Origin of the sequence: Pseudomonas fluorescens, from assembly GCF_001623525.1 — a bacterium.
GTDB lineage: Bacteria > Pseudomonadota > Gammaproteobacteria > Pseudomonadales > Pseudomonadaceae > Aquipseudomonas > Aquipseudomonas fluorescens_Q.
In genome coordinates, this window is sequence record NZ_CP015225.1 from 5,439,312 (window position 1) to 5,461,692 (window position 22,381).

A 22,381-nucleotide genomic window follows, 5' to 3' on the forward strand; every position below is an offset into this window, starting at 1 on the left:
AGGATAAGTTGATGAGTACCCAAGTGATCAGCCTCGTGTCCATCGGCGCCCACCCCACTTCCGGGCGCCCCCGGCGCGCTGAACAGGACGCCCGGGCCGTGGAGCTGGGCCTGCAACTGGCCGGCAGCGACCTGCAAGTGCTGCACGCCGGTGACGTGGCCGAACCGGCCCTGCGCGCCTACCTGGGCATGGGCCTGGATGAATTGCACGTGCTGGAAAACCCCGTCGGCGCCGACGCCCTGCCGGCCCTGACCGATTACCTGCGTGATGCCGGCGCCCAAGTGGTGCTCACCGGTAGCCAGGCGGAAACCGGTGAAGGCTCGGGCATGCTGCCGTTCCTGCTGGCCGAGAATCTCGGTTGGCCGCTGGTGGTGGGGCTGGCCCAGGTCGAATCCATCGACGGCGGTGTGGCCCTGGTGCTGCAAGCCTTGCCTCGTGGCCAACGGCGTCGCCTGAAAGTGCGCCTGCCGTTCCTGGCCACTGTGGATAACGCCGCGCCAAAACCTCGGCAAAGCGCCTACGGCCCGGCCCGGCGCGGGGCGTTGCACGCTGAAGAGGTGGAGGTGCTCGATGACACCTTGCTGGCAGTGGCGACCCTGCAACCGGCCAAGCCACGCCCCAAACGCTTGAAAGTGATCAAGGCCAAGAGCGGCGCCGACCGCATGAAAGCCGCCACGGCCAAGGCCAGTGGCGGAGGCGGGCAGGTGCTCAAGGGCGTGAGCCCTGAGGCCGGGGCCGAGGCGATTCTCAAGCTGTTGATTGAGGAAGGGGTTGTTCGCTAAACCCAGGAACACCTGAGTCCCCCTGTGGGAGCAAGCTCGCTCCCACAGGGGGGCATGTGTTTGCCCGCCGTTGCTGTGGGCCTCTGTGGATAACCTGTCCGGCTTCGCCGCAAAGGCCATCCAGGCCTGCGCTCAAAACACCCGCCTGACCTGCTGCAACATCCGGCCATAAAACCACTGGCCTGGCGGGTTGCCGCGTCTCACGCCTGTGGGTAAAAAAGGTCGTTTCATCGCCAATGGAGTCCCCTCAATGGAAGTAGCAATTCGTCCGGCCTTGCCCACGGATACACACGAGATCGCTCGTTTGTTCCGGATCTCCTCGGAGGGTGCATCGGATTACATCTGGAGCCAGCTGGCGGAGCCAGGCCAGGATCTCCTTGACGTGGGCGCCGCGCGTTATGCCCGGGAAGATGTCGATTTTTCCTACCAGAACTGCCTTGTCGCCGAGGCCAACGGCCAGGTCATTGGCATGATGCACGCTTATGTCACACGTCATGATCCACAGGCGGCCCCCGTGACAGACCCGGTCCTGGCGCCCTACGCCGACATGGAAATCCCCGACACCCTCTATATCTCCAGCCTGGCCCTCCATGAAGGTTGGCGCAGCAAGGGGTTGGGCGTGCGTTTCCTCGAGCGGGCCCAGCAGCGTGCCGATCAGTTGGAGCTCAAGGGCCTGAGCTTGATCGACTATGCCGCGAACACCGGCGCCCGGCGCTTTTACGAGCGCCATGGCTTCAGCATCGTCAAGACCTGTCAGGTTGTCCCGCATCCGATGATTCAGGTAACGGGCGCCGCCTACCTCATGCATCGGCCTTGACCGGCACGGCGCAAACCCTGGCGCGGGGCACAGGTTGGCCCGGTCCCACAGGTAAGTATGGGGTTACCCACAATCCCTGTGCGCGCCTCTGTGGATAACCTGTTCGCCCCTCGCGGTACACCACGCCAATCGGGCTCTCCAGGGCAGTGCTCAAAAAATAGACAGGCTAACCTACGGTTTTTCATGGGTTTTGTGTGTGAATAAGCTCGGGTGCATAACAACACTTGCCCCCAATCTCTGTTGGCGCTTCTGTGGATAAGATGTTCGCTCTACGCTACAAGCCATACGAACCGGGGGCTTCCGTGGGCTGGTCATAAAATGATCAAACAGCCATTTTTATCAGGAAAACCTCCGTGAAACCGCGATTTACAAGCCGTCAGAAGGGTTTTCCACAGAATCGTCAAAACTACCCCCAAACACTGTTGGCGCTTCTGTGGATAAGGTGTTCGCTTACCGCCACACGCCTTGCCAGGCATGGCTTACAGGTATTTGATCAAAAAACAACCGATGGGCCGGTAAAACCGTCATTGTTCATAAGTCACGGTTTTTATTCACTTTGTCGGTGGAAAAATGCCGGACATACACGTACTTGTCCCCATTTGCTGTGGGTGGTCATGTGGATAACTTGTTCGCCAAACGCTGCAAGCCACGGCGGGCATAGCGCAAATCGTGATAGATCAAATTTCATACAGTTCTAAGTCATACCCTTGACGAGGGTCTGTGGGCTGTCTTCACTCCATGGCACAAGGACATCGCTCATTTATCCACATCAGGTTCAGGGAGAACACATGATGGATAGCCAACCCCCTCGCTCGTATTCATTTTCTCCTGCGACGTGCGTCCCGACGCGTCCCACCTCGTTGCCCAAACGGCCCGCTCGCCGTGCCGTCAATCTGCGTGCGCGGCTATAGCGCCCCAGCAGGTTCCCGCGTTTCCCCGTAACACCGCTGACTGCCGCTCGAACCCGTACGGGATAGTGGCCAGGCGTTCGTGCGCCTGTCGATTTGCAGGCAACCGCAGAGTTGCCCCTTCTGCCTTGAGGACTTGAACATGACACGGATCTCGACCCCCATCAGTGATATCCAGGAGCACTACGACGTCATCGTCATCGGTTCCGGCTACGGTGGCGGCATTGCTGCCTCGCGCCTGTCCCGGGCCGGGCGCAAGGTGTGCCTGCTGGAGCGTGGCCGGGAGATCCAGCCCGGCGAATACCCCAACACCCTGCTCGCGGCCACCGAGGAACTGCAGGTCCATGACCCGGACGGGCATATCGGTTCGCGCACCGGGCTGTTCGACCTGCACGTTAACGCCCAGCAGAACGTGGTGGTCGGTTGCGGCCTGGGTGGCACGTCGTTGATCAATGCCAACGTTGCGCTGGAGCCGGAGCCTGGCGTGTTCGACGACCCGCGCTGGCCCCTGGCGGTGCGTGAGCACCGCGACACGCTGCTCAAGGATGGCTACGCACGGGCCCGGGAGATGCTCAAACCCAACGCCTATCCGGCGTCGGAACCAAACCTGCCCAAGCTCGATGCCCACAAGAAGTCCGCCGATTACCTCAAGCAAGGCGCGCATTTCTACAAGCCGCCGATCAACGTGACTTTCGACAAATTGCCCAACAACCTCAACCACGTCGGCGTCGAACAACTGCCGTGCAATGGTTGTGGTGATTGCGTTTCGGGCTGTAACAACAAGGCCAAGAACACCACGCTGATGAACTACCTGCCGGATGCCTGGAACCACGGCGCGGAGATTTTCTGCCAGGCCGAGGTGCGGCACCTGGAGCGCGACGGCGATGGCTGGATCGTGCACTTCCAGTACTTGGACAGCGGTCGCGAGATGTTCTCGGCGCCGACCCTGTTCGTGCGTGCTGACATCGTGGTGGTGTCCGCCGGCACCCTGGGTTCCACCGAAATCATGTTGCGCTCGCGGGACAAGGGCCTGTCCATGTCCGACCAACTGGGCGAGCACATGAGCGGCAACGGCGACATCCTCGGCTTCGGCCACAACTGCGACCAGGTCATCAACGGTATTGGTTTCGGTGCCCATTCGGCCAAGGAACTGGAACCGGTGGGGCCGTGCATCACCTCGGTCATCGACATGCGCACCGAGGGTGACTGGCGCAGCCGCATGGTCATCGAGGAAGGTTCGATTCCCGGCGCCCTCGGTCGGGCCATGGTGCCGAGCATGGCGGCGTTTGCCGGGATGATAGGCGTGCCCACCGACACCGGTTTCGGGGCCAGCCTCAAATACAAAGGCCGGGAGGCCGAGAGTTTCCTGCGCGGCCCTTATTACGGCGCGCTGCATAACATGCAGACCTACCTGATCATGAGCCACGACGACGCCAAGGGCCGCATGGTGCTCGACAACAAGGACCAGTTACGCATCGACTGGCCCGGCGTCGGCGAACAGGAGAACGTCACCCTCGGCAACGAGCGGCTGCACCAGAGCACCAAGGCCCTGGGCGGGATCTGGGTCGAGAACCCGATCTGGACCAAGCTGCTCAAGCACAGCATCGTCTCGGTCCATCCTCTGGGCGGTTGCGTGATGGGCGAGGATGCGACCCAAGGCGTGGTCAACCACAAGGGCCAGGTGTTCAGTGGCGCCAGTGGCACGGATGTCTACCCGGGCTTGTACGTGACCGACGGTGCGGTGATCCCGACGTCCCTGGCGGTCAACCCGTTGCTGACCATCTCGGCCGTGAGCGAGCGCAACATGGGGTTGCTGGCAGCCGACCGCGGCTGGACCATCGACTACACGCTGCCCTCGGCCCCGCGCAAGCCGGTGGCCGCGCCGACCCTCGGCGTGCAGTTCACCGAAACCATGAAGGGCTACTTTTCCACAGCCTTCATCCAGCCCCAGGGCACCGATCTGAGCCTGTACGAAGCAGCGGTCAAGCGGGGCAGGGCCGACAACTCATCCATCGAATTCACCCTGACCATCACCGCCGTCGACCTCAACCGCCTGATCAAGGAGCCGGAACACGCCGCGACCCTGGTGGGCACTCTCGATGCACCGCTGCTCTCACCGCAACCGCTGGTGGCCAGCAATGGGGTGTTCAACCTGTTCGAGCAGTACCAGGAACAGGTTGGCGTACGGCACATGAACTACGACATGAAGTTGACCGCCGAGGACGGCAACGATTACTACTTCAGCGCCTTCAAGACCGTGCCCGAGGACAACGGCGTGCTGAACATCTGGCATGACACCAGCACGCTCTATGTCACGCTCTATCGCGGGCCGGACAAGACTGGCGCGGTGATCGGTTCGGGGGTGATGCACATTCTGCCGACCGACTTCGCCAAGCAAATGACCACCATGAAAGTGCTCAATGCCCGCAATGAACGTGAGCGCGTGGAGGCGCTGGCGCGGTTCGGCAAGTTTTTTGCCGGCATCTTGTGGGAGAGCTACGGCGGTGTCTTCGCCGGCGACGTCTACTTCAACCCGGACGCGCCGCCCCGGTTGAAACGGCCGTTGGATGCGCCGCCACCGATGGTGCATTTCTTCCAGACCGAAGACAACGTCGAGCTGCGCCTGACCCGTTACCAAGCCGGCACCAAAGGCCCGGTGATGTTGGTTCATGGCCTGGGCGTGGGCTCGAATATTTTCTCCACTGACACCATTCACACCAACCTGCTGGAATACCTCTGCAAGCACGAATACGACGTCTGGCTGCTGGATTTGCGGGTGAGCATCCTGCTGCCGGCCAGCAAGCACGAATGGAACGGCGACCAGGTGGCCCAGTACGATTTCAAGGCCGCCATCGAGCAGATCCAGCAAGCGACCCTGGCCCGTGACGTGCAGTGCGTGGTGCATTGCTACGGCGCGACGACGTTCTTCATGTCGATGCTGGCGGGGTTGCAGGGCGTGCGTTCGGTGGTCTGCTCGCAGATCGCCGCCGACACGGTGGTGGCCACCGCCACCGGTCTGAAAGCCGGTTTGCATTTGCCGGGGATGCTCGATGCCATCGGTATCAAGTCCCTCACGGCTTACGCCGACACCAAGGAAAGCTGGTTTAACAAACTCTACGACAAGGCCCTTAACGGCTATGCCCGGATCGAGGCCCAGGGCTATTGCACCAACCCCGTCTGCCATCGCATCACGTTCATGTATGCGTCGCTATACCGCCACGACACCCTCAACGAAACCCTGCACGACAACCTGCATGAGTTGTTCGGCGAGTCGAACATCCAGACCTTCGAGCACCTGGCGCTGATCGTGCGCAAGGGGCACCTGGTGGACTTCAAGGGCAACGACGTCTACATGCCGCATTTCGATCGGTTGAAATTGCCGATCTGCTTCATCAGCGGCGCCGACAACCAGTGCTACCTGCCGCAGAGCACCCTCAAGACCTATGAGCGACTGTGCGATATGCACGGCCCGCAATTGTTCAGCCGCCACGAAGTGCCGGGCTACGGCCACATCGACTGCATGTTCGGCAAGGATGCGGTGGTGGATGTTTATCCGATCATTCTTGAGCACCTGGAGAAGACTGCGCTCGGCTAGGCGCGCAACTGACCCGTGGCGAGGGAGCTTGCTCCCGCTCGGCTGCGAAGCAGTCGTCGCTTCTGAGAGCTGGGGGCCGCTGCGCGACCCAGCGGGAGCAAGCTCCCTCGCCACAAAAGCTTTGCTCTGGGCCAAGAATAAGGAAAAGGATGCCATGAACGCTTACATCCGCTGGTTCCAACGCATCATCTGGGTGGGCATTGTGATGAACATGTTCTTCGCGATCCCGGCGCTGTTCGCGCCGGCGTTGCTGACGTCCATGCTCGGCTTGCCGCCCGTGTTGTCCGATCCCTGGCTGGAAAACGCCGGCATGTTGCTGGTGGGGATCAGCCTGTTCTACATGCCCTCCGGGTTCAACGCGCCGCGTTTCGTCGTGCATTCGTGGTTGTGCGTGCTGTCGCGGCTGGTGGCGGTGGTGTTCTGGATCTACCTGATCAACACCAACAACCAGGGCCAGTTGTTCGTGCCGATGTTGATGGGCGACCTGAGCATGTTCCTGATCCTGGGCGTGCTGCTGTACCTGGGTAGCACGCTGGCCAATCGGCCACTGACCTTGCTCTGCGCCGGTTGGCGAGAGTGGCGCGCCGGCTGGGCGCGGCGCTGGCACAGCCACGGTTTCAAGGTCGGCACGCTGGTGGTCGTGCTGGTGCTGGGCTTCATCGGCTACCAGACCTGGTACCAGATGATCCGCGAAGTGCCGCAGCCAGACTTCGCCTCCGATGAAGACCATTACAAATACGCCGCCATCGGCCTGGGCATCGAGGCGCGGATTCCGTACTACCTGTTCGCCGTGCTGCCGCAGATGTGCCCGGAGAAACTGCCCAAGCCGGGCGGTTACGAGGTGTTCGGCTTCCTCTACGAAAATGGCAACGACCTGCCCATCGGCATGGCCAAGCGGCAGCTCGGCTACCCCACGGTGGAACCGAACTGCGCCCTGTGTCACACCGGTTCCTACCGGGCCAACGCCAGCGACGTCGCCGTTCCGGTCGCCAGCGCACCGGCCAACACCCTGCAACTGCAAGCCTTCCAGTGGTTTGCCTACGATTGCGCCAGCGATCCGAAATTCACCCCGGATGCGGTCATGGCGGCGATCAACGGCAAGTTCCAACTGGGCTTTTTCGAGAAGCTGTACAACCGTTACCTGATCATCCCGATGGCCAAGAGTGCGCTGCTCAAGCAGAAACAGGCCTACGCCTGGCAGAAGCTGCGTCCGGCCCAGGGCCCCGGGCGGACCGACACCTTCAACCCGACCAAAATGGTGGTGTTCGGCTTCCCGGATGACTCCACCATCGGCACTGTGGACCTGCCGCAGGTCTGGAACCAGAAACCCCGCGAGTCCCTGTATCTGCACTGGGATGGCAATAACAACAACATCCATGAGCGCAATTACGCCGCGGCCATGGCCGTGGGCGCGACACCGCAATCGGTATTGCCGCCGAGTTTCAACCGGGTGACCAATTGGCTGTTGGGGCACAAGGCGCCCGTCTGGCCGTTCGCCCTGGACCAGGCGAAAGTCGCCCAGGGCAAACCGATCTGGGAGAAAAACTGCGCCGGTTGCCACGACTTCGGCCGCACCGACACGGGCCAGGTTACTACCAACATTGACCAGTTGGGCACTGATCCCCACCGACTCAATTCTTTCACCGAAGGTTTGGTGACGGCGTTCCACGGCTTCAAGAAACCGCCGTTCGACTTCAACGCCTACCGCAAGACCCAGAGCTACAGCAACACCCCCACCGACGGCATCTGGCTGCGCGCGCCGTACCTGCACAACGGTTCGGTGCCGACCCTGTGGGATTTGCTGCAACCGCCGCAGTTGCGTCCGCAGGTGTTCTACACCGGCTCCGACATCTACGACCAGGAGAAGGTCGGTTTCATCACCAGCGGCGCGCAGATGAAGGCGTCGGCGGATTTCAAATACGACACCCGCCTGGAAGGCAACCACAACGGCGGCCACCTGTATGGCACGCAGCTGCCGGACGTCGATAAACGGGCCCTGATCGAATTCATGAAGACCCTGTAGCCCAGGGCATTGCGAAGGAGCGTTCACATGTCATTACTGCACCATTGGGAGCATGAGTTCGACAAGGTCAAGGTCCGCCTGCACGGGTTGGTCACGCGGTTGGAAATGTCTTGGAAAAAACTCGTCAACGACCTGGAACCCGAGGAGTTCCAGGCCATCGTCAAGCTGCTGCAACGCGGCCACGACCAGGCCCGGCATGTCATCGAGCATGGCGACCTGCCGGACGACGAACCGGCCGTGCCATGGGAATTGTCCCACGGCTTGTCGATCCTCAAGATCGGCAACGTCACGCCCTTGCCGCAAAGCGAGGACGAGCTACCGACCCGGGTACTCAAGGACGGCACCTTGCTCGGCTGCCGCAAATGGGAACTGCTGGACCTGTTGTGGAGCGAGGCGTTGCTCAAGTGGATCGAGAACCTGCGCCACCACGCGTCGTTCGCCACCAACCCGGCGCTGGTGAAAATGGACAGCGACGTGGTGCTGGCCATCGCCGGCGACTGGGGCACCGGGCCGTTCGACAGTCATGCCCCGGCGGTGGCGGTGGCCAACCAGATGCAACTGGCCCTGGCCGATTTCACCATCCACCTGGGTGACGTGTATTACGCCGGCACCCATTCCCAGGAAGACGTCGACATGGTCGGCTGGCCCCAGGGCAAGCACGGCGCGTTCACCCTCAATTCCAACCATGAGATGTACAGCGGTGCCCACGGCTATTTCAAGGAATTGTCCAAGCGTTTCCCGGTGCAGCAAGGCACCAGCTACTTTGCCCTGTACAACGACGACTGGCTGGTGGTTGGCCTCGACAGCGCCTACGCCTCGGACGCCATGAACTTGTACATGGACGGCACCCTCAACACCCAGCAGATCGAATGGATGAAGACCCTGCCCAAGCGCAAGAAACTCATGGTGCTCAGTCATCACCAGGGTTTTGATATTTCCGGGCACCACAAGACGGCGCTTTACCAACCGGTATGCGATGCCTTGGGGCGCGAGCCGGATTATTGGTATTGGGGGCATTTGCACAACGGTATCTGCTACGCGCCGCAAGGCGGATTGCATGCACGCTGCGCCGGGCATGGGGCTATCCCCTACGGCACCACCAGCGAGCTGAACGGGCATGCCGGGGTGTTGTGGTCGGAGACTCAATTGGCGGGTGACGAGGCGTATCCGCAGCGGGTGTTGAACGGGTATGTGAAGGTGCGGCTGAAGGGGGAGGAGATTGTCGAGACGTTTTATGGGGAGGATGGCAGTGTGCGGTGGTCTTCTCACTAATGATCATTCCCACGCTCTGCGTGGGAATGCCTCAACGGACGCTCCGCGTTCGGCTTTCGGGACGCAGAGCGTCCCGGGCTGCATTCCCACGCGGAGCGTGGGAACGATCACCGACCGAAGCGCCTGGTTTTAGCCCTGGACCGGAACGCCCTTGAGGTATGGCGCTGGCTCGGCCCCGAGGTTGTTGAGCATGCGCTCGCTGTACCAATCCACGAAGTTCACCACGCCGAACTCATAAGTCTTGGAGTACGGGCCTGGCTGGTAGGCGGTGGAGTTGATGCCGCGCTGGTTTTCTTCGGCCAGGCGACGGTCCTGGTCGTTGGTGGCGTCCCAGACCTGGCGCATGCGCGCCACGTCGTAGTCCACGCCTTCGACCGCGTCCTTGTGCACCAGCCACTTGGTGGTAACCATGGTTTCCTGGGCGCTGATCGGCCACACGGTGAACACGATGATGTGGTCGCCCATGCAGTGGTTCCACGAATGCGGCAGGTGCAGGATGCGCATCGAGCCCAGGTCCGGGTTCTTGATGCGGCCCATCAGCTTGGCGCAGCCTTGCTTGCCGTCCATGGTCATCGACACGGTGCCCTTGAGCAGCGGCATGCGCACGATGCGGTTGCGCAGGCCGAAACTGGCGTGGGCGTAAGGGATCTTCTCGGCTTCCCAGGCGGCGGCGGAGGCGGCCACGTGGTCCTTGAACGCCTGGTCGGCGCGCGGGTCGGTGACGTCGTCCCATTCCAGCAGGGTCTTGAGCAGTTCCGGGTGCGCGCCGCCGCAGTGGTAACACTCGCGGTTGTTTTCCAGGACCAGCTTCCAGTTGGCTTTTTCCATCAAGGTGGTTTGCACCGCCACCTTGGTGTTTTCCATGTCGTAGGGTTCCATGTAATGGGCCAGGGTCGACAGGAAGTCATCGATGGCCGGCGGGTTCTCCGCCAGGCTGATGAAGATGTAGCCGCCGGCGGTCTTCACGTTCACGGGTTTCAAGCCGTATTGCTTCATGTCGAAGTCGGCGCCCATTTCGGTGCCGGCGAACAGCAGGCGACCGTCGAGTTCGTAGGTCCACTGGTGATAATGGCAAACCAGTTTGGCGACCTTGCCCTTGTCACTGGTGCACAACCGCGAGCCACGGTGACGGCAGACGTTATGGAACGCGTGCACTACGCCGTCGGCGCCGCGAATCACGATGATCGGGTTCTTGCCGACTTGCAGGGTCAGGTAGTTACCCTTGGTCGGGATTTCGCAGGTCATGCCGGCGATCAACCATTCCTTCTGGAAAATTTCCTGCATGTCGATATCGAACAGGCGCTCATCGCTGTAGAACGGCTGAGGCAGCGAGAACGTGCGCTCGCGTTCCTGTAGCATCTGTGCGGTGGCCTTGCGTGCGGGTTCCAGCGGATCGCCCAGGCTCAGGGTAGTGGTGACGTCCATCGTTTTATCCTCATGGCCCTCTACGTGACCATCAAAAAGTGGCTGATCGGTTGTGCTACGCAAGGCAGAAAATTGTGTTTGTCTGTGGGAGCGAGTGTGGGGCCGCGCAGGGGCCGAACCTTATCCATGGGCGACATGGCCCAATCTGTTCCCGACGCGCAAGCCCCGGTAGTTAAGGGCTGGTCGCGATAAGTATGTGAATGTCGCAGATAGGTAAATGGCCGTTCAGGCGCCTGCGCACAATCGCCAACATGAAGGCCGGCAGTCGGCCGTGGAGATCAGCATGTCCAATAACTTCCTGAACCCGGTCACGACCCAGACCTGGGCCAATGGCCGACATATCGTACGTTGCGTCAAAGTCATCCAGGAAACCTGGGATGTGCGCACGTTCTGCTTCATGGCCGACCAGCCAATCATGTTCTTTTTCAAGCCGGGACAGTTTGTCACCCTGGAGCTGGAAATCGAAGGCCAGCCGATCATGCGCTCCTACACCATCTCCAGTTCGCCGTCGGTGCCCTACAGTTTTTCGGTGACCATCAAGCGCGTTCCGGGGGGCAAGGTTTCCAACTGGCTGCACGACACCCTGCATGAAGGTCAGGAGCTGGCGGTGCACGGGCCGGTGGGGTTGTTCAACGCCATCGATTTCCCAAGCCCGAAAGTCCTGTACCTGAGCGGTGGCGTGGGGATCACGCCGTGCATGTCCATGGCGCGCTGGTTCTACGACACCAACGCCAATGTCGACATGACCTTTATCCACAGCGCCCGCTCGCCCAAGGACATCATCTACCACCGCGAGCTGGAACACATGGCGTCGCGGATCGACAACTTCAGCCTGCACCTGATCTGCGAAAAACATGGCCTGGGCGAGCCTTGGGCCGGGTATCGCGGTTATCTGAACCACAAGATGCTGGAATTGATGGTGCCCGACTTCCTCGAGCGCGAGGTGTTCTGCTGCGGCCCGACCCCATACATGACCGCGGTCAAGCGCCTGCTGGAAGCGGCCGGCTACGACATGAAGCGTTATCACGAGGAATCCTTCGGCGCTACACCACCGGAAGCCCGCGCCGACGCCGTGGAACAGGCCGAACAGGCTGCCGACGCGCCGGAAGTCGATGCGGCGGACCTGCACCTGGTGGAGTTCACCTCCTCTGGCAAGAGCATTCGCGTGGGACCGGGCGAAACCGTGCACGCTGCGGCTGCCAAGCTCGGCATGATGATCCCCAAGGCTTGCGGCATGGGCATCTGCGGCACCTGCAAGGTGCTGAAGCTGGGCGGGGAAGTGGAAATGGACCACAACGGCGGGATCACCGAGGACGACGAGGCCGAGGGCTACATCCTGTCGTGCTGCAGCGTGCCGAAGGGGGATGTGCGGATCGAGTTCTGATCCTGCAGTGAGCCCCCTGTGGCGAGGGAGCTTGCTCCCGCTCGGCTGCGTAGCAGTCGTCGCTTCTGAAATCTGGGGGCTGCTGCGCAGCCCAGCGGGAGCAAGCTCCCTCGCCACAAAAGTCCCAAAGCCACCCGGGCTTTGGGAGTCGCCTTAAAGGCTCATCACTTCCCGAATATCCGCCGCCAATTCCCTTACCCGCGCCTCTTCGGTATCCCACGAGCACATGAACCGCGCGCCGCCCTTGCCGATGAAGGTGTAGAAGCGCCAGCCGCGAGCGGTCAGCGCGGCGATGGCCGGTTCCGAGAGTTGCAGGAACACGCCATTGGCCTGGACCGGAAACATCAGTTCCACGCCTGGAATGTCGCTGACCAGCTCTGCCAGCAATTGGGCGCAGTGGTTGGCGTGGCGGGCGTGCTTGAGCCAGGCCTGGTTTTGCAGCAAACCGACCCAGGGCGCGGAGAGGAAACGCATCTTCGATGCCAGTTGCCCGGCCTGTTTGCAGCGGTAGTCGAAGTCCACGGCCAGGTCGTGATTGAAGAACAGGATCGCTTCACCCACCGCCATGCCGTTTTTCGTACCGCCAAAGCACAACACGTCCACACCGGCCTTCCAGGTCAGGTCGGCCGGGGAGCAGCCGAGGAAGGCGCAGGCGTTGGAAAAGCGCGCGCCGTCCATGTGCAGGTTCAGCCCCAGTTCCTTGCAGGTGATGCTGATGGCGCGGATTTCTTCCGGGGTGTAGACACTGCCGACTTCCGTGGCCTGGGTCAGGGTCACGACCCGGGGCTTGGGGTAGTGGATGTCCTGGCGCTTGAGGGCGATCTCGCGGATCGACTCGGGGGTCAGCTTGCCGTTTTCAGTGCGCGCGACCAACAGTTTGGAACCGTTGGAGAAGAACTCCGGCGCGCCACATTCGTCGGTTTCGACGTGGGCGGTTTCCGAGCAGATCACGCTGTGGTAACTCTGGCACAGCGACGACAGCGCCAGGGAGTTGGCCGCCGTGCCATTGAACGCGAAGAACACTTCGCAGTCGGTTTCGAACAAGGCCCGGAAATCATCCGCCGCGCGATGGGTCCACTCGTCGTCACCGTAGGCGCGCTGGTGGCCCTGGTTGGCTTCTTCCATGGCGGCCCAGGCTTCGGGGCAAATGCCGGAATAGTTGTCGCTGGCAAACTGTTGACTCTTGTCGGTCATGGCCTTGCTCCTTGAATAGAGAGTCCTGGGTAAAGAGATCCCTGGCGGAATGCCTGGATGGGGCGTTCCATGGTTCGGCGTGTTTGGGTCCACAGCGCCGTGGTCGATACTGGTGCGCACTTTACCCAAGATTAGCGGGGGAACACACCGGATGTTGCTGTCAGAAAGTCACAAGGTCTTCGGGCCGCTATACACATGAGCCGGCGTGACGGCGCCCTGGACCTGCTCAAGTGGCTGGCTCTTTTGTCGATGGTCCTCGATCATCTGCGATATGTCGGTTTTTCCGTCGATTGGTTGTATGTGCCAGGACGGTTGGCGTTCCCGTGGTTCTGCCTGGCGATGGCGGCGAACCTGGGGCGCGGTGGAACCCACGTCGCTCCATGGCGTTACCTGGGCTGGTTGCTGCTATTCAGTGCCGTCAGTGAAATCCCTTACCGCTTGTTCATTCCCGACCCCACCACCCTGAATGTGATGCCAACCCTGGTGTTGGGGTTGTTGGTGGCGCGCTGCTGGCAGACGCCCACCCTGGAGGCGCGTTGCCTGGCCGCGATGGCGTTGCTATTGGCGGCGCTGTTTTCGTCGCGGCTGATGTTCGGGTTCTTCGGTGTGCTGCTGCCGCTGGCCGCGCTACTGGTGTTGCGCCGACCCTGGTATTTCGCGGCTTTGCCAGGGGTAGTCTGCGTGGCGGCCAATCAATGGCGAGTGTTGTATGGCGCGGCGTGGCTGGGGGATGGGGTGGCGCTCTGGGGGTTGTTGGCTTGCCTGATCGCGCCAGGGCTTGGGTTAGTGGTTTTGCGACAGGCCGGTCGCTTTCATCCTCCAGCGATGCGGCGTTGGGCGTATGGCCTTTATCCGGCGCATTTTCTGGTGTTGCTCGTGGTTCGCCAGATCGCCGCATAACCCCTTGTGGCGAGGGAGCTTGCTCCCGCTGGGCTGCGAAGCAGCCCCAAGGCCTGAGAATACGATTTGTCAGGTCCACCGCGTTTGCCGGTTTTGCGACTGCTTCGCAGTCGAGCGGGAGCAAGCTCCCTCGCCACAGGGTCGGTGTTCCATTCCATTTGAGTGCATGTCGTAAACGCACCTTTGCGTGGCGTCCATAGGCATTTGACATGCCTGCGCCAGCCATACCATCGCATCCAAAGGGCACGACCGAATGGTCCGTGCCTCACCGAGACGAAAGGCGCACCGCCGCCGCTGGGAGAGACGCGATGTTCAGCAAGCAAGACCAAATCCAAGGCTACGATGATGCACTGCTGGCGGCGATGAACGCCGAAGAGCAACGCCAGGAAGATCACATCGAACTGATCGCGTCAGAAAACTACACCAGCAAGCGCGTGATGGAGGCCCAGGGCAGCGGCCTGACCAACAAGTACGCCGAAGGCTATCCAGGCAAGCGCTACTACGGTGGCTGCGAGCACGTCGACAAAGTCGAAGCCCTGGCCATCGAACGCGCCAAGCAACTGTTCGGCGCCGATTACGCCAACGTCCAGCCGCACTCCGGTTCTTCGGCCAACAGCGCCGTATACCTGGCCCTGCTGCAGGCCGGCGACACCATCCTGGGCATGAGCCTGGCCCACGGCGGTCACCTGACCCACGGCGCCAAGGTGTCGTCCTCGGGCAAGCTCTACAACGCGGTGCAATACGGTATCGACACCACCACCGGCCTGATCGACTACGACGAAGTCGAGCGCCTGGCGGTCGAGCACAAGCCGAAAATGATCGTGGCCGGTTTCTCCGCTTACTCCAAGACCCTGGACTTTCCACGTTTCCGCCAGATCGCCGATAAGGTCGGTGCTCTGTTGTTCGTCGACATGGCCCACGTGGCTGGCCTGGTTGCCGCCGGTCTGTACCCGAACCCGCTGCCGTACGCCGACGTGGTCACCACCACCACCCACAAGACCCTGCGCGGTCCGCGTGGCGGCCTGATCCTGGCCAAGGCCAACGAAGAAATCGAGAAGAAGCTCAACGCCGCGGTATTCCCCGGCGCCCAGGGCGGCCCGCTGATGCACGTGATCGCCGGCAAGGCGGTGTGCTTCAAGGAAGCGGCGGAGCCTGGCTTCAAGGCTTATCAGCAGCAAGTGATCGATAACGCCCAGGCCATGGCTGGCGTCTTCATCAAGCGCGGCTACGATGTAGTGTCCGGTGGTACCGATAACCACCTGTTCCTGGTCAGCCTGATCCGTCAGGGCCTGACTGGCAAGGACGCCGATGCTGCCCTGGGCCGCGCCCACATCACCGTGAACAAGAACGCCGTGCCGAACGACCCGCAATCGCCGTTCGTGACCTCGGGCCTGCGCATCGGCACCCCGGCGGTGACCACGCGTGGTTTCAAGGTGACCCAGTGCGTCACGCTGGCCGGCTGGATCTGCGACATTCTCGACAACCTCGGCGACGCCGATGTCGAGGCCAATGTCGCGCAGCAAGTAGCGGCCCTGTGCGCGGACTTCCCGGTTTATCGCTGAGTCGGTTTTGGAGTAATGACTATGCAACGCTATTCGGGCTTCGGCCTCTTCAAACACTCTCTCAGCCATCACGAAAACTGGCAGCGGATGTGGCGTACGCCGACACCGAAAAAAGTCTACGACGTGGTCATCGTCGGCGGTGGCGGGCATGGCCTGGCGACCGCCTATTACCTGGCCAAGGAACACGGCATCACCAACGTGGCCGTGGTCGAGAAGGGCTGGTTGGGCGGCGGTAACACCGCGCGCAACACCACCATCGTGCGCTCCAACTACCTGTGGGACGAATCGGCCCACCTGTACGAACACGCGATGAAACTCTGGGAAGGCTTGTCCCAGGACCTGAACTACAACGTGATGTTCTCCCAGCGTGGCGTCTACAACCTGTGCCACACCCTGCAGGACATCCGTGATTCCGAGCGCCGGGTCAGCGCCAACCGCCTCAACGGCGTAGACGGCGAGCTGCTCAACGCCAAGCAAGTGGCCGACGAGATCCCCTACCTGGATTGCTCGAAAAACACCCGCTACCCGGTGATGGGCGCCACCGTCCAGCGTCGCGGCGGCGTGGCCCGTCACGATGCCGTGGCCTGGGGCTTTGCCCGGGCGGCGGACGCGTTGGGCGTGGACCTGATCCAGCAGACCGAAGTGATCGGTTTCCGCAAGGAAAACGGCGTGTGCATCGGCGTGGAAACCAACAAGGGCTTCATCGGCGCCAAGCGCGTCGGCGTGGTGACCGCCGGTAACTCCGGACACATGGCCAAGCTCGCCGGCTTCCGCCTGCCGATCGAGTCCCACCCGCTGCAAGCGCTGGTGTCGGAACCGATCAAGCCAATCATCGACAGCGTGATCATGTCCAACGCCGTGCACGGCTACATCAGCCAGTCCGACAAGGGCGACCTGGTGATCGGCGCCGGTATCGACGGCTACAACGGCTACGGTCAGCGTGGTTCGTACCCGGTGATCGAACACACCATCCAGGCCATCGTCGAAATGTTCCCGGTGCTCTCGCGGGTGCGCATGAACCGTCAGTGGGGTGGCATCGTCGACACCACGCCGGACGCCTGCCCGATCATCTCCAAGACCCCGGTGCCGAACATGTTCTTCAACTGCGGTTGGGGCACCGGCGGCTTCAAGGCCACCCCGGGCTCGGGCAACGTCTTCGCTGCAAGCCTGGCCAAGGGTGAAATGCACCCACTGGCCGCGCCGTTTTCCATCGACCGTTTCCACAACGGCGCACTGATCGACGAACACGGCGCTGCTGCCGTCGCCCACTAACAGGAGAAATCCCTATGTTGCACATCTTCTGTCCTCACTGCGGCGAACTGCGCTCCGAAGAGGAATTCCATGCATCCGGCCAGGCGCACATCCCGCGTCCGCTGGATCCGAACGCCTGCACCGACGAGGAGTGGGGTGACTACATGTTCTTCCGTGACAACCCACGCGGCTTGCACCATGAACTGTGGGACCACGTCGCCGGTTGCCGCCAGTACTTCAACGTGACCCGTGACACCGTGACCTACGAGATTCTCGAAACCTACAAGATCGGCCAAAAGCCGCAGTTCACCGACAAGGCTGACAGTCCGAAAGCGGCTGCACAGGCTCTGGGAGAGAAGGTATGAGCCAGATCAATCGCCTGTCCAACGGCGGACGGATCGACCGCAACAAAGTGCTGAGCTTCACCTTCAACGGCCAGACCTACAAAGGCTTCGAGGGCGATTCCCTGGCCGCTGCACTGCTGGCCAACGGCGTCGACATCATTGGCCGCAGCTTCAAGTACTCCCGCCCGCGCGGCATCTTCGCCGCCGGTGCCGAAGAGCCGAACGCGGTGCTGCAGCTCGGGGCCACCGAAGCCACGCAGATCCCGAACGTGCGCGCCACGCAACAGGCGCTGTATCAAGGTTTGGTCGCCACCAGCACCAACGGCTGGCCGAACGTGAACAACGACATGATGGGCATTCTTGGCAAGGTCGGCGGCAAGCTGATGCCGCCGGGTTTCTACTACAAAACCTTCATGTACCCGCAATCGTTCTGGATGACTTACGAGAAGTACATCCGTAAGGCCGCAGGCCTGGGTCGCTCGCCGACCGAGAACGATCCGGACACCTACGACTACATGAACCGTCACTGCGACGTGCTGGTGGTCGGCGCTGGCCCTGCTGGTTTGGCCGCCGCACTGGCCGCGGCCCGCAGCGGTGCGCGCGTCATCCTGGCCGATGAGCAGGAAGAGTTCGGCGGCAGCCTGCTCGACTCCCGCGAGAGCCTGGACGGCAAGCCGGCGACCGAATGGGTAGCTTCTGTTGTCGCGGAACTCAAGTCGATGCCCGACGTGGTGTTGCTGCCTCGCGCCACGGTGAACGGTTACCACGACCATAACTTCCTGACCATCCACGAGCGCCTCACCGATCACCTCGGTGACCGCGCGCCGATCGGCCAGGTTCGCCAGCGCATCAACCGCGTCCGTGCCAAGCGCGTGGTCCTGGCGACCGGTGCCTGTGAGCGTCCGCTGGTCTACGGCAACAACGACGTGCCGGGCAACATGCTGGCCGGCGCGGTGTCCACCTACGTGCGTCGCTACGGCGTGGCACCGGGCAAGAAACTGGTGCTGAGCACCAACAACGACCATGCCTATCGCGTGGCCCTGGACTGGTTCGACGCCGGCCTGCAAGTGGTGGCCGTGGCCGATGCGCGCAGCAACCCGCGTGGCGCGCTGGTGGAAGAAGCCCGCGCCAAGGGCATCCGTATCCTCACCGGCAGCGCCGTGATCGAAGCCCGTGGCAGCAAGCGCGTCACCGGGGCACGTGTTGCCGCGATCGACGTCCGTGCCCATAAAGTCACCAGCCCTGGCGAATGGCTGGACTGCGACCTGGTGGCCAGCTCCGGCGGCTACAGTCCGGTGGTTCACCTGGCGTCGCACCTGGGCGGCAAGCCGATCTGGCGTGAAGACATCCTCGGTTTCGTACCGGGCGAAGCACCGCAAAAGCGCGTATGCGTCGGCGGCGTGAACGGTGTCTACAGCCTCGGCGATACCTTGGCCGATGGCTTCGAGGGCGGCGTGCGCGCGGCCAGCGAAGCCGGCTTCAAGGCAGTGGAAGGCGTGTTGCCCAAAGCCCTGAGCCGTCATGAAGAGCCAACCCTGGCGCTGTTCCAGGTGCCTCATGAAAAATCCACCGCACGGGCGCCGAAGCAATTCGTCGACCTGCAGAACGACGTCACCGCCGCCGCCATCGAACTCGCCACCCGCGAAGGCTTCGAGTCGGTGGAACACGTCAAGCGCTACACCGCACTGGGCTTCGGTACTGACCAGGGCAAGCTGGGCAACGTCAACGGCCTGGCCATCGCGGCTCGTTCGCTGAACGTGAGCATCCCGCAGATGGGCACCACCATGTTCCGTCCGAACTACACGCCGGTGACTTTCGGCGCGGTGGCTGGCCGGCACTGTGGGCACATCTTCGAGCCGGTACGTTTCACCGCGCTGCATGCCTGGCATGTGAAGAACGGTGCTGAATTCGAAGACGTCGGCCAGTGGAAGCGCCCTTGGTACTTCCCGAAAAACGGTGAAGACCTGCATGCCGCGGTCAAGCGCGAATGCAAGGCGGTGCGTGACAGCGTCGGCCTGCTGGACGCCTCGACCCTGGGCAAGATCGACATCCAGGGCACGGACGCCCGTGAGTTCCTCAACCGCGTCTACACCAACGCCTGGACCAAGCTCGACGTGGGCAAGGCTCGCTACGGTCTGATGTGCAAGGAAGACGGCATGGTCTTCGACGACGGCGTAACGGCCTGTCTGGCGGACAACCACTTCCTGATGACCACCACCACGGGCGGCGCGGCGCGCGTGCTGCAATGGCTGGAGATCTATCACCAGACCGAATGGCCGGACCTGAAGGTGTACTTCACCTCGGTTACCGACCACTGGGCGACCATGACCCTGTCGGGCCCCAACAGCCGCAAGCTGCTGAGCGAAGTCACTGACATCGACCTGGACAAGGACGCTTTCCCGTTCATGACCTGGAAGGAAGGCCTGGTGGGTGGCGTGCCGGCGCGGGTGTTCCGGATCTCGTTCACCGGTGAGCTGTCGTACGAAATCAACGTGCAGGCCGACTACGCCATGGGCGTGCTCGAGCAGATCGTCGAGGCGGGCAAGAAATACAACCTGACCCCGTACGGCACTGAGACCATGCACGTACTGCGGGCCGAGAAGGGCTTCATCATCGTCGGCCAGGACACCGACAGCTCGATGACCCCGGACGACTTGAACATGGGCTGGTGCGTAGGCCGCACCAAACCGTTCTCGTGGATCGGCTGGCGCGGCATGAATCGCGAAGATTGCGTGCGTGAAGACCGCAAGCAATTGGTGGGCCTCAAGCCGATCGACCCGAATGTCTGGCTGCCGGAAGGCGCGCAACTGGTGTTCAACACCAAGCAGGCGATCCCGATGACCATGGTTGGCCACGTGACCTCCAGCTATGCCCACAACTCCCTGGGTTATTCATTTGCCATGGGTGTGGTCAGGGGCGGCCTCAAGCGGATGGGCGAGCGCGTGTTCGCGCCATTGGCCGACGGCAGCGTGATCGAGGCAGAGATTGTTTCTTCGGTGTTCTTCGATCCGAAGGGGGATCGGCAGAATATTTGATACCTGATCGTTCCCACGCGCTGCGTGGGAATGCATCCCGGGACGCTCCGCGTCCCAAAAGCGGACGCAGAGCGTCCATGGCGGCATTCCCACGCAGCGCGTGGGAACGATCAATCTACGAGACAGGTGCTCCACATGACCGCAGTCAACGTGTACCAACAACGCCCAACCACCGGGGCCAAGGCCGAGTCGTCGCTGCACCATGCCGACCTCGCCAGCCTGGTGGGCAAGGGCCGCAAGAACGCCGGTGTCACCGTGCGCGAGAAAAAACTCCTGGGCCACCTGACCCTTCGTGGCGACGGCCACGACCCGGCGTTCGCCGCCGGCGTGCACAAGGCCCTGGGCCTGGAATTGCCAGGCGCCCTGACCGTCATCGTCAAGGGTGAAACCAGCCTGCAATGGCTCGGCCCGGACGAGTGGCTGCTGGTAGTGCCCACTGGCGAAGAGTTCGCAGCCGAGCAGAAACTGCGTGAAGCTTTGGGCGACCTGCACATCCAGATCGTCAACGTCAGCGGCGGCCAGCAGATCCTCGAACTGTCCGGTCCGAACGTGCGCGACGTGCTGATGAAATCCACCAGCTACGATGTTCACCCAAGCAACTTCCCGGTGGGCAAGGCCGTGGGCACGGTGTTCGCCAAGTCGCAACTGGTGATCCGCCACACGGGCGAAGACACCTGGGAACTGGTGATCCGCCGCAGCTTCTCCGATTACTGGTGGCTGTGGTTGCAGGACGCCGCGGCTGAGTATGGGTTGAGCGTGCAGGCCTGAAAACACGTTCTAAAGCCGAACACTTTTGTGGTGAGGGGATTTAGCGAAACGTCGCACCGCCCCGCTGGGCTGCGAAGCAGCCCTCAACCAGCCAGCTCGGTGTATCAGGCCGATTGCATCAAGCTTTTTGGGGCTGCTTCGCAGCCCAACGGGGATAAATCCCCTCGCCACAGGGTTCTGTGTTCGGCGGGGGTTAGCCATAACAAACAGGAGTCACCGCAATGAGTCGTGCCCCAGACACATGGATTCTCACCGCCGACTGCCCCAGCGTGCTCGGTACGGTGGACGCGGTGACCCGCTTTCTGTTCGAGCAGGGCTGCTACGTCACCGAGCACCACTCCTTCGACGACCGGCTCTCGGGGCGTTTTTTCATTCGCGTGGAATTTCGCCAGCCGGATGGCTTTGACGAGCAAAACTTTCGCACCGGCCTGGCCGAACGGGCCGAAGCCTTCGGTATGGTTTTCGAACTGACGCCGCCCAACTACCGGCCCAAAGTCGTGATCATGGTGTCCAAGGCCGATCACTGCCTCAACGATTTGCTCTACCGCCAACGCATCGGCCAGTTGTCCATGGACGTGGTGGCCGTGGTGTCCAACCACCCCGACCTCAAACCGTTGGCCGACTGGCACCAGATTCCCTACTACCATTTCCCCCTGGACCCGAACGACAAGCCTTCCCAGGAACGGCAGGTGTGGCAGGTGATCGAAGACACCGGTGCTGAGCTGGTGATCCTTGCGCGCTACATGCAAGTGCTGTCGCCGGAGTTGTGCCGCAAGCTCGATGGCAAGGCGATCAACATCCATCACTCGCTGCTGCCGGGTTTCAAGGGCGCCAAGCCGTATCACCAGGCCTACAACAAGGGCGTGAAACTGGTCGGCGCGACGGCGCACTACATCAACAACGACCTGGACGAAGGCCCGATCATCGCCCAGGGCGTGGAAGTGGTGGACCACAGCCACTATCCCGAGGATTTGATCGCCAAGGGCCGGGACATCGAAGGGCTGACCCTGGCCCGGGCCGTGGGGTATCACATCGAAAGAAGGGTGTTCTTGAACGCCAATCGCACTGTCGTTCTTTAGATTTTTGGGGCCGCTTCGCAGCCCATTCGCGAGCTTGCTCGC

At 62.0% G+C, this 22,381-nt stretch carries 15 protein-coding genes; 13 read left to right on the plus strand and 2 right to left on the minus strand.

The window, feature by feature from the left end:
• Positions 1–11 precede the first annotated feature (11 nt).
• The 5 genes from TK06_RS23520 to TK06_RS23540 all read left to right on the plus strand — a co-directional run bounded on the left by TK06_RS23520 (position 12) and on the right by TK06_RS23540 (position 9,397).
• Entirely contained in the window at positions 12–782 is a 771-nt protein-coding gene (locus TK06_RS23520) for an electron transfer flavoprotein subunit beta (protein WP_063324042.1), read from the plus strand.
• Between the two features lie 250 nt (positions 783–1,032).
• Complete coding sequence (locus TK06_RS23525; RefSeq protein ID WP_063324043.1) at positions 1,033–1,599, plus strand: GNAT family N-acetyltransferase; 567 nt, start codon at positions 1,033–1,035, stop codon at positions 1,597–1,599.
• 1,050 nt (positions 1,600–2,649) lie between these two features.
• The gene (locus TK06_RS23530; protein WP_063324044.1) at positions 2,650–6,102 is read left to right on the plus strand and encodes a GMC oxidoreductase; all 3,453 of its coding nucleotides are present in this window, start codon (positions 2,650–2,652) and stop codon (positions 6,100–6,102) included.
• A 154-nt stretch (positions 6,103–6,256) separates the two neighbouring features.
• Positions 6,257–8,125 carry a cytochrome c gene (locus TK06_RS23535; protein ID WP_063324045.1) on the plus strand — a complete coding sequence of 623 codons (1,869 nt, stop codon included), beginning with the start codon at positions 6,257–6,259 and terminating at the stop codon, positions 8,123–8,125.
• 27 nt (positions 8,126–8,152) lie between these two features.
• Entirely contained in the window at positions 8,153–9,397 is a 1,245-nt protein-coding gene (locus tag TK06_RS23540) for a metallophosphoesterase (protein ID WP_063324046.1), read from the plus strand.
• Positions 9,398–9,526: 129 nt separating this feature from the next.
• Here TK06_RS23540 and gbcA read toward each other — a convergent pair whose 3' ends face one another.
• On the minus strand, positions 9,527–10,822 hold the full coding sequence (gbcA, locus tag TK06_RS23545; protein WP_063324047.1) for a glycine-betaine demethylase subunit GbcA: 1,296 nt from the start codon (positions 10,820–10,822) through the stop codon (positions 9,527–9,529).
• 283 nt (positions 10,823–11,105) lie between these two features.
• Here gbcA and gbcB point away from each other — a divergent pair, with 283 nt between their 5' ends.
• Positions 11,106–12,206: a glycine-betaine demethylase subunit GbcB gene (gene gbcB, locus TK06_RS23550; RefSeq protein ID WP_060743118.1), complete on the plus strand. Its 1,101-nt coding sequence runs from the start codon at positions 11,106–11,108 to the stop codon at positions 12,204–12,206.
• A gap of 153 nt (positions 12,207–12,359) precedes the next feature.
• Here the strand turns inward: gbcB and TK06_RS23555 are convergent, their stop codons facing one another.
• Positions 12,360–13,400: a low specificity L-threonine aldolase gene (locus TK06_RS23555; RefSeq protein WP_063324048.1), complete on the minus strand. Its 1,041-nt coding sequence runs from the start codon at positions 13,398–13,400 to the stop codon at positions 12,360–12,362.
• Positions 13,401–13,595: 195 nt separating this feature from the next.
• Here TK06_RS23555 and TK06_RS23560 point away from each other — a divergent pair, with 195 nt between their 5' ends.
• From TK06_RS23560 to purU, 7 genes are all read left to right on the plus strand, one after another.
• Entirely contained in the window at positions 13,596–14,300 is a 705-nt protein-coding gene (locus TK06_RS23560) for a TraX family protein (protein ID WP_086936706.1), read from the plus strand.
• Positions 14,301–14,608: 308 nt separating this feature from the next.
• A complete protein-coding gene (gene glyA, locus TK06_RS23565) occupies positions 14,609–15,862 on the plus strand; it encodes a serine hydroxymethyltransferase (protein WP_003206308.1) in 1,254 nt (417 codons plus the stop codon).
• A gap of 21 nt (positions 15,863–15,883) precedes the next feature.
• Positions 15,884–17,134: a sarcosine oxidase subunit beta gene (locus tag TK06_RS23570; protein WP_003206307.1), complete on the plus strand. Its 1,251-nt coding sequence runs from the start codon at positions 15,884–15,886 to the stop codon at positions 17,132–17,134.
• A gap of 14 nt (positions 17,135–17,148) precedes the next feature.
• Positions 17,149–17,478, plus strand: a complete 330-nt coding sequence (locus TK06_RS23575; protein ID WP_014340581.1) for a sarcosine oxidase subunit delta — start codon at positions 17,149–17,151, stop codon at positions 17,476–17,478.
• Positions 17,475–20,492, plus strand: coding sequence for a sarcosine oxidase subunit alpha (locus TK06_RS23580; protein ID WP_063324050.1), 3,018 nt, complete (start codon positions 17,475–17,477; stop codon positions 20,490–20,492). The genes TK06_RS23575 and TK06_RS23580 overlap by 4 nt, the downstream gene beginning before the upstream one ends.
• A gap of 135 nt (positions 20,493–20,627) precedes the next feature.
• Positions 20,628–21,260 (plus strand): sarcosine oxidase subunit gamma, encoded by a 633-nt coding sequence (locus TK06_RS23585; RefSeq protein ID WP_057450497.1) that lies wholly within the window; start codon positions 20,628–20,630, stop codon positions 21,258–21,260.
• A 221-nt stretch (positions 21,261–21,481) separates the two neighbouring features.
• Positions 21,482–22,339 carry a formyltetrahydrofolate deformylase gene (gene purU / locus TK06_RS23590; protein WP_063324051.1) on the plus strand — a complete coding sequence of 286 codons (858 nt, stop codon included), beginning with the start codon at positions 21,482–21,484 and terminating at the stop codon, positions 22,337–22,339.
• Positions 22,340–22,381: the final 42 nt, after the last annotated feature.

Coding starts and splice junctions, on each gene's coding strand:
- TK06_RS23520 (WP_063324042.1), top strand. CDS start 12: ATGAGTACCCAAGTGATCAGCCTCGTGTCCATCGGCGCCCACCCCACT.
- TK06_RS23525 (WP_063324043.1), top strand. CDS start 1,033: ATGGAAGTAGCAATTCGTCCGGCCTTGCCCACGGATACACACGAGATC.
- TK06_RS23530 (WP_063324044.1), top strand. CDS start 2,650: ATGACACGGATCTCGACCCCCATCAGTGATATCCAGGAGCACTACGAC.
- TK06_RS23535 (WP_063324045.1), top strand. CDS start 6,257: ATGAACGCTTACATCCGCTGGTTCCAACGCATCATCTGGGTGGGCATT.
- TK06_RS23540 (WP_063324046.1), top strand. CDS start 8,153: ATGTCATTACTGCACCATTGGGAGCATGAGTTCGACAAGGTCAAGGTC.
- gbcA (WP_063324047.1), bottom strand. CDS start 10,822: ATGGACGTCACCACTACCCTGAGCCTGGGCGATCCGCTGGAACCCGCA.
- gbcB (WP_060743118.1), top strand. CDS start 11,106: ATGTCCAATAACTTCCTGAACCCGGTCACGACCCAGACCTGGGCCAAT.
- TK06_RS23555 (WP_063324048.1), bottom strand. CDS start 13,400: ATGACCGACAAGAGTCAACAGTTTGCCAGCGACAACTATTCCGGCATT.
- TK06_RS23560 (WP_086936706.1), top strand. CDS start 13,596: ATGAGCCGGCGTGACGGCGCCCTGGACCTGCTCAAGTGGCTGGCTCTT.
- glyA (WP_003206308.1), top strand. CDS start 14,609: ATGTTCAGCAAGCAAGACCAAATCCAAGGCTACGATGATGCACTGCTG.
- TK06_RS23570 (WP_003206307.1), top strand. CDS start 15,884: ATGCAACGCTATTCGGGCTTCGGCCTCTTCAAACACTCTCTCAGCCAT.
- TK06_RS23575 (WP_014340581.1), top strand. CDS start 17,149: ATGTTGCACATCTTCTGTCCTCACTGCGGCGAACTGCGCTCCGAAGAG.
- TK06_RS23580 (WP_063324050.1), top strand. CDS start 17,475: ATGAGCCAGATCAATCGCCTGTCCAACGGCGGACGGATCGACCGCAAC.
- TK06_RS23585 (WP_057450497.1), top strand. CDS start 20,628: ATGACCGCAGTCAACGTGTACCAACAACGCCCAACCACCGGGGCCAAG.
- purU (WP_063324051.1), top strand. CDS start 21,482: ATGAGTCGTGCCCCAGACACATGGATTCTCACCGCCGACTGCCCCAGC.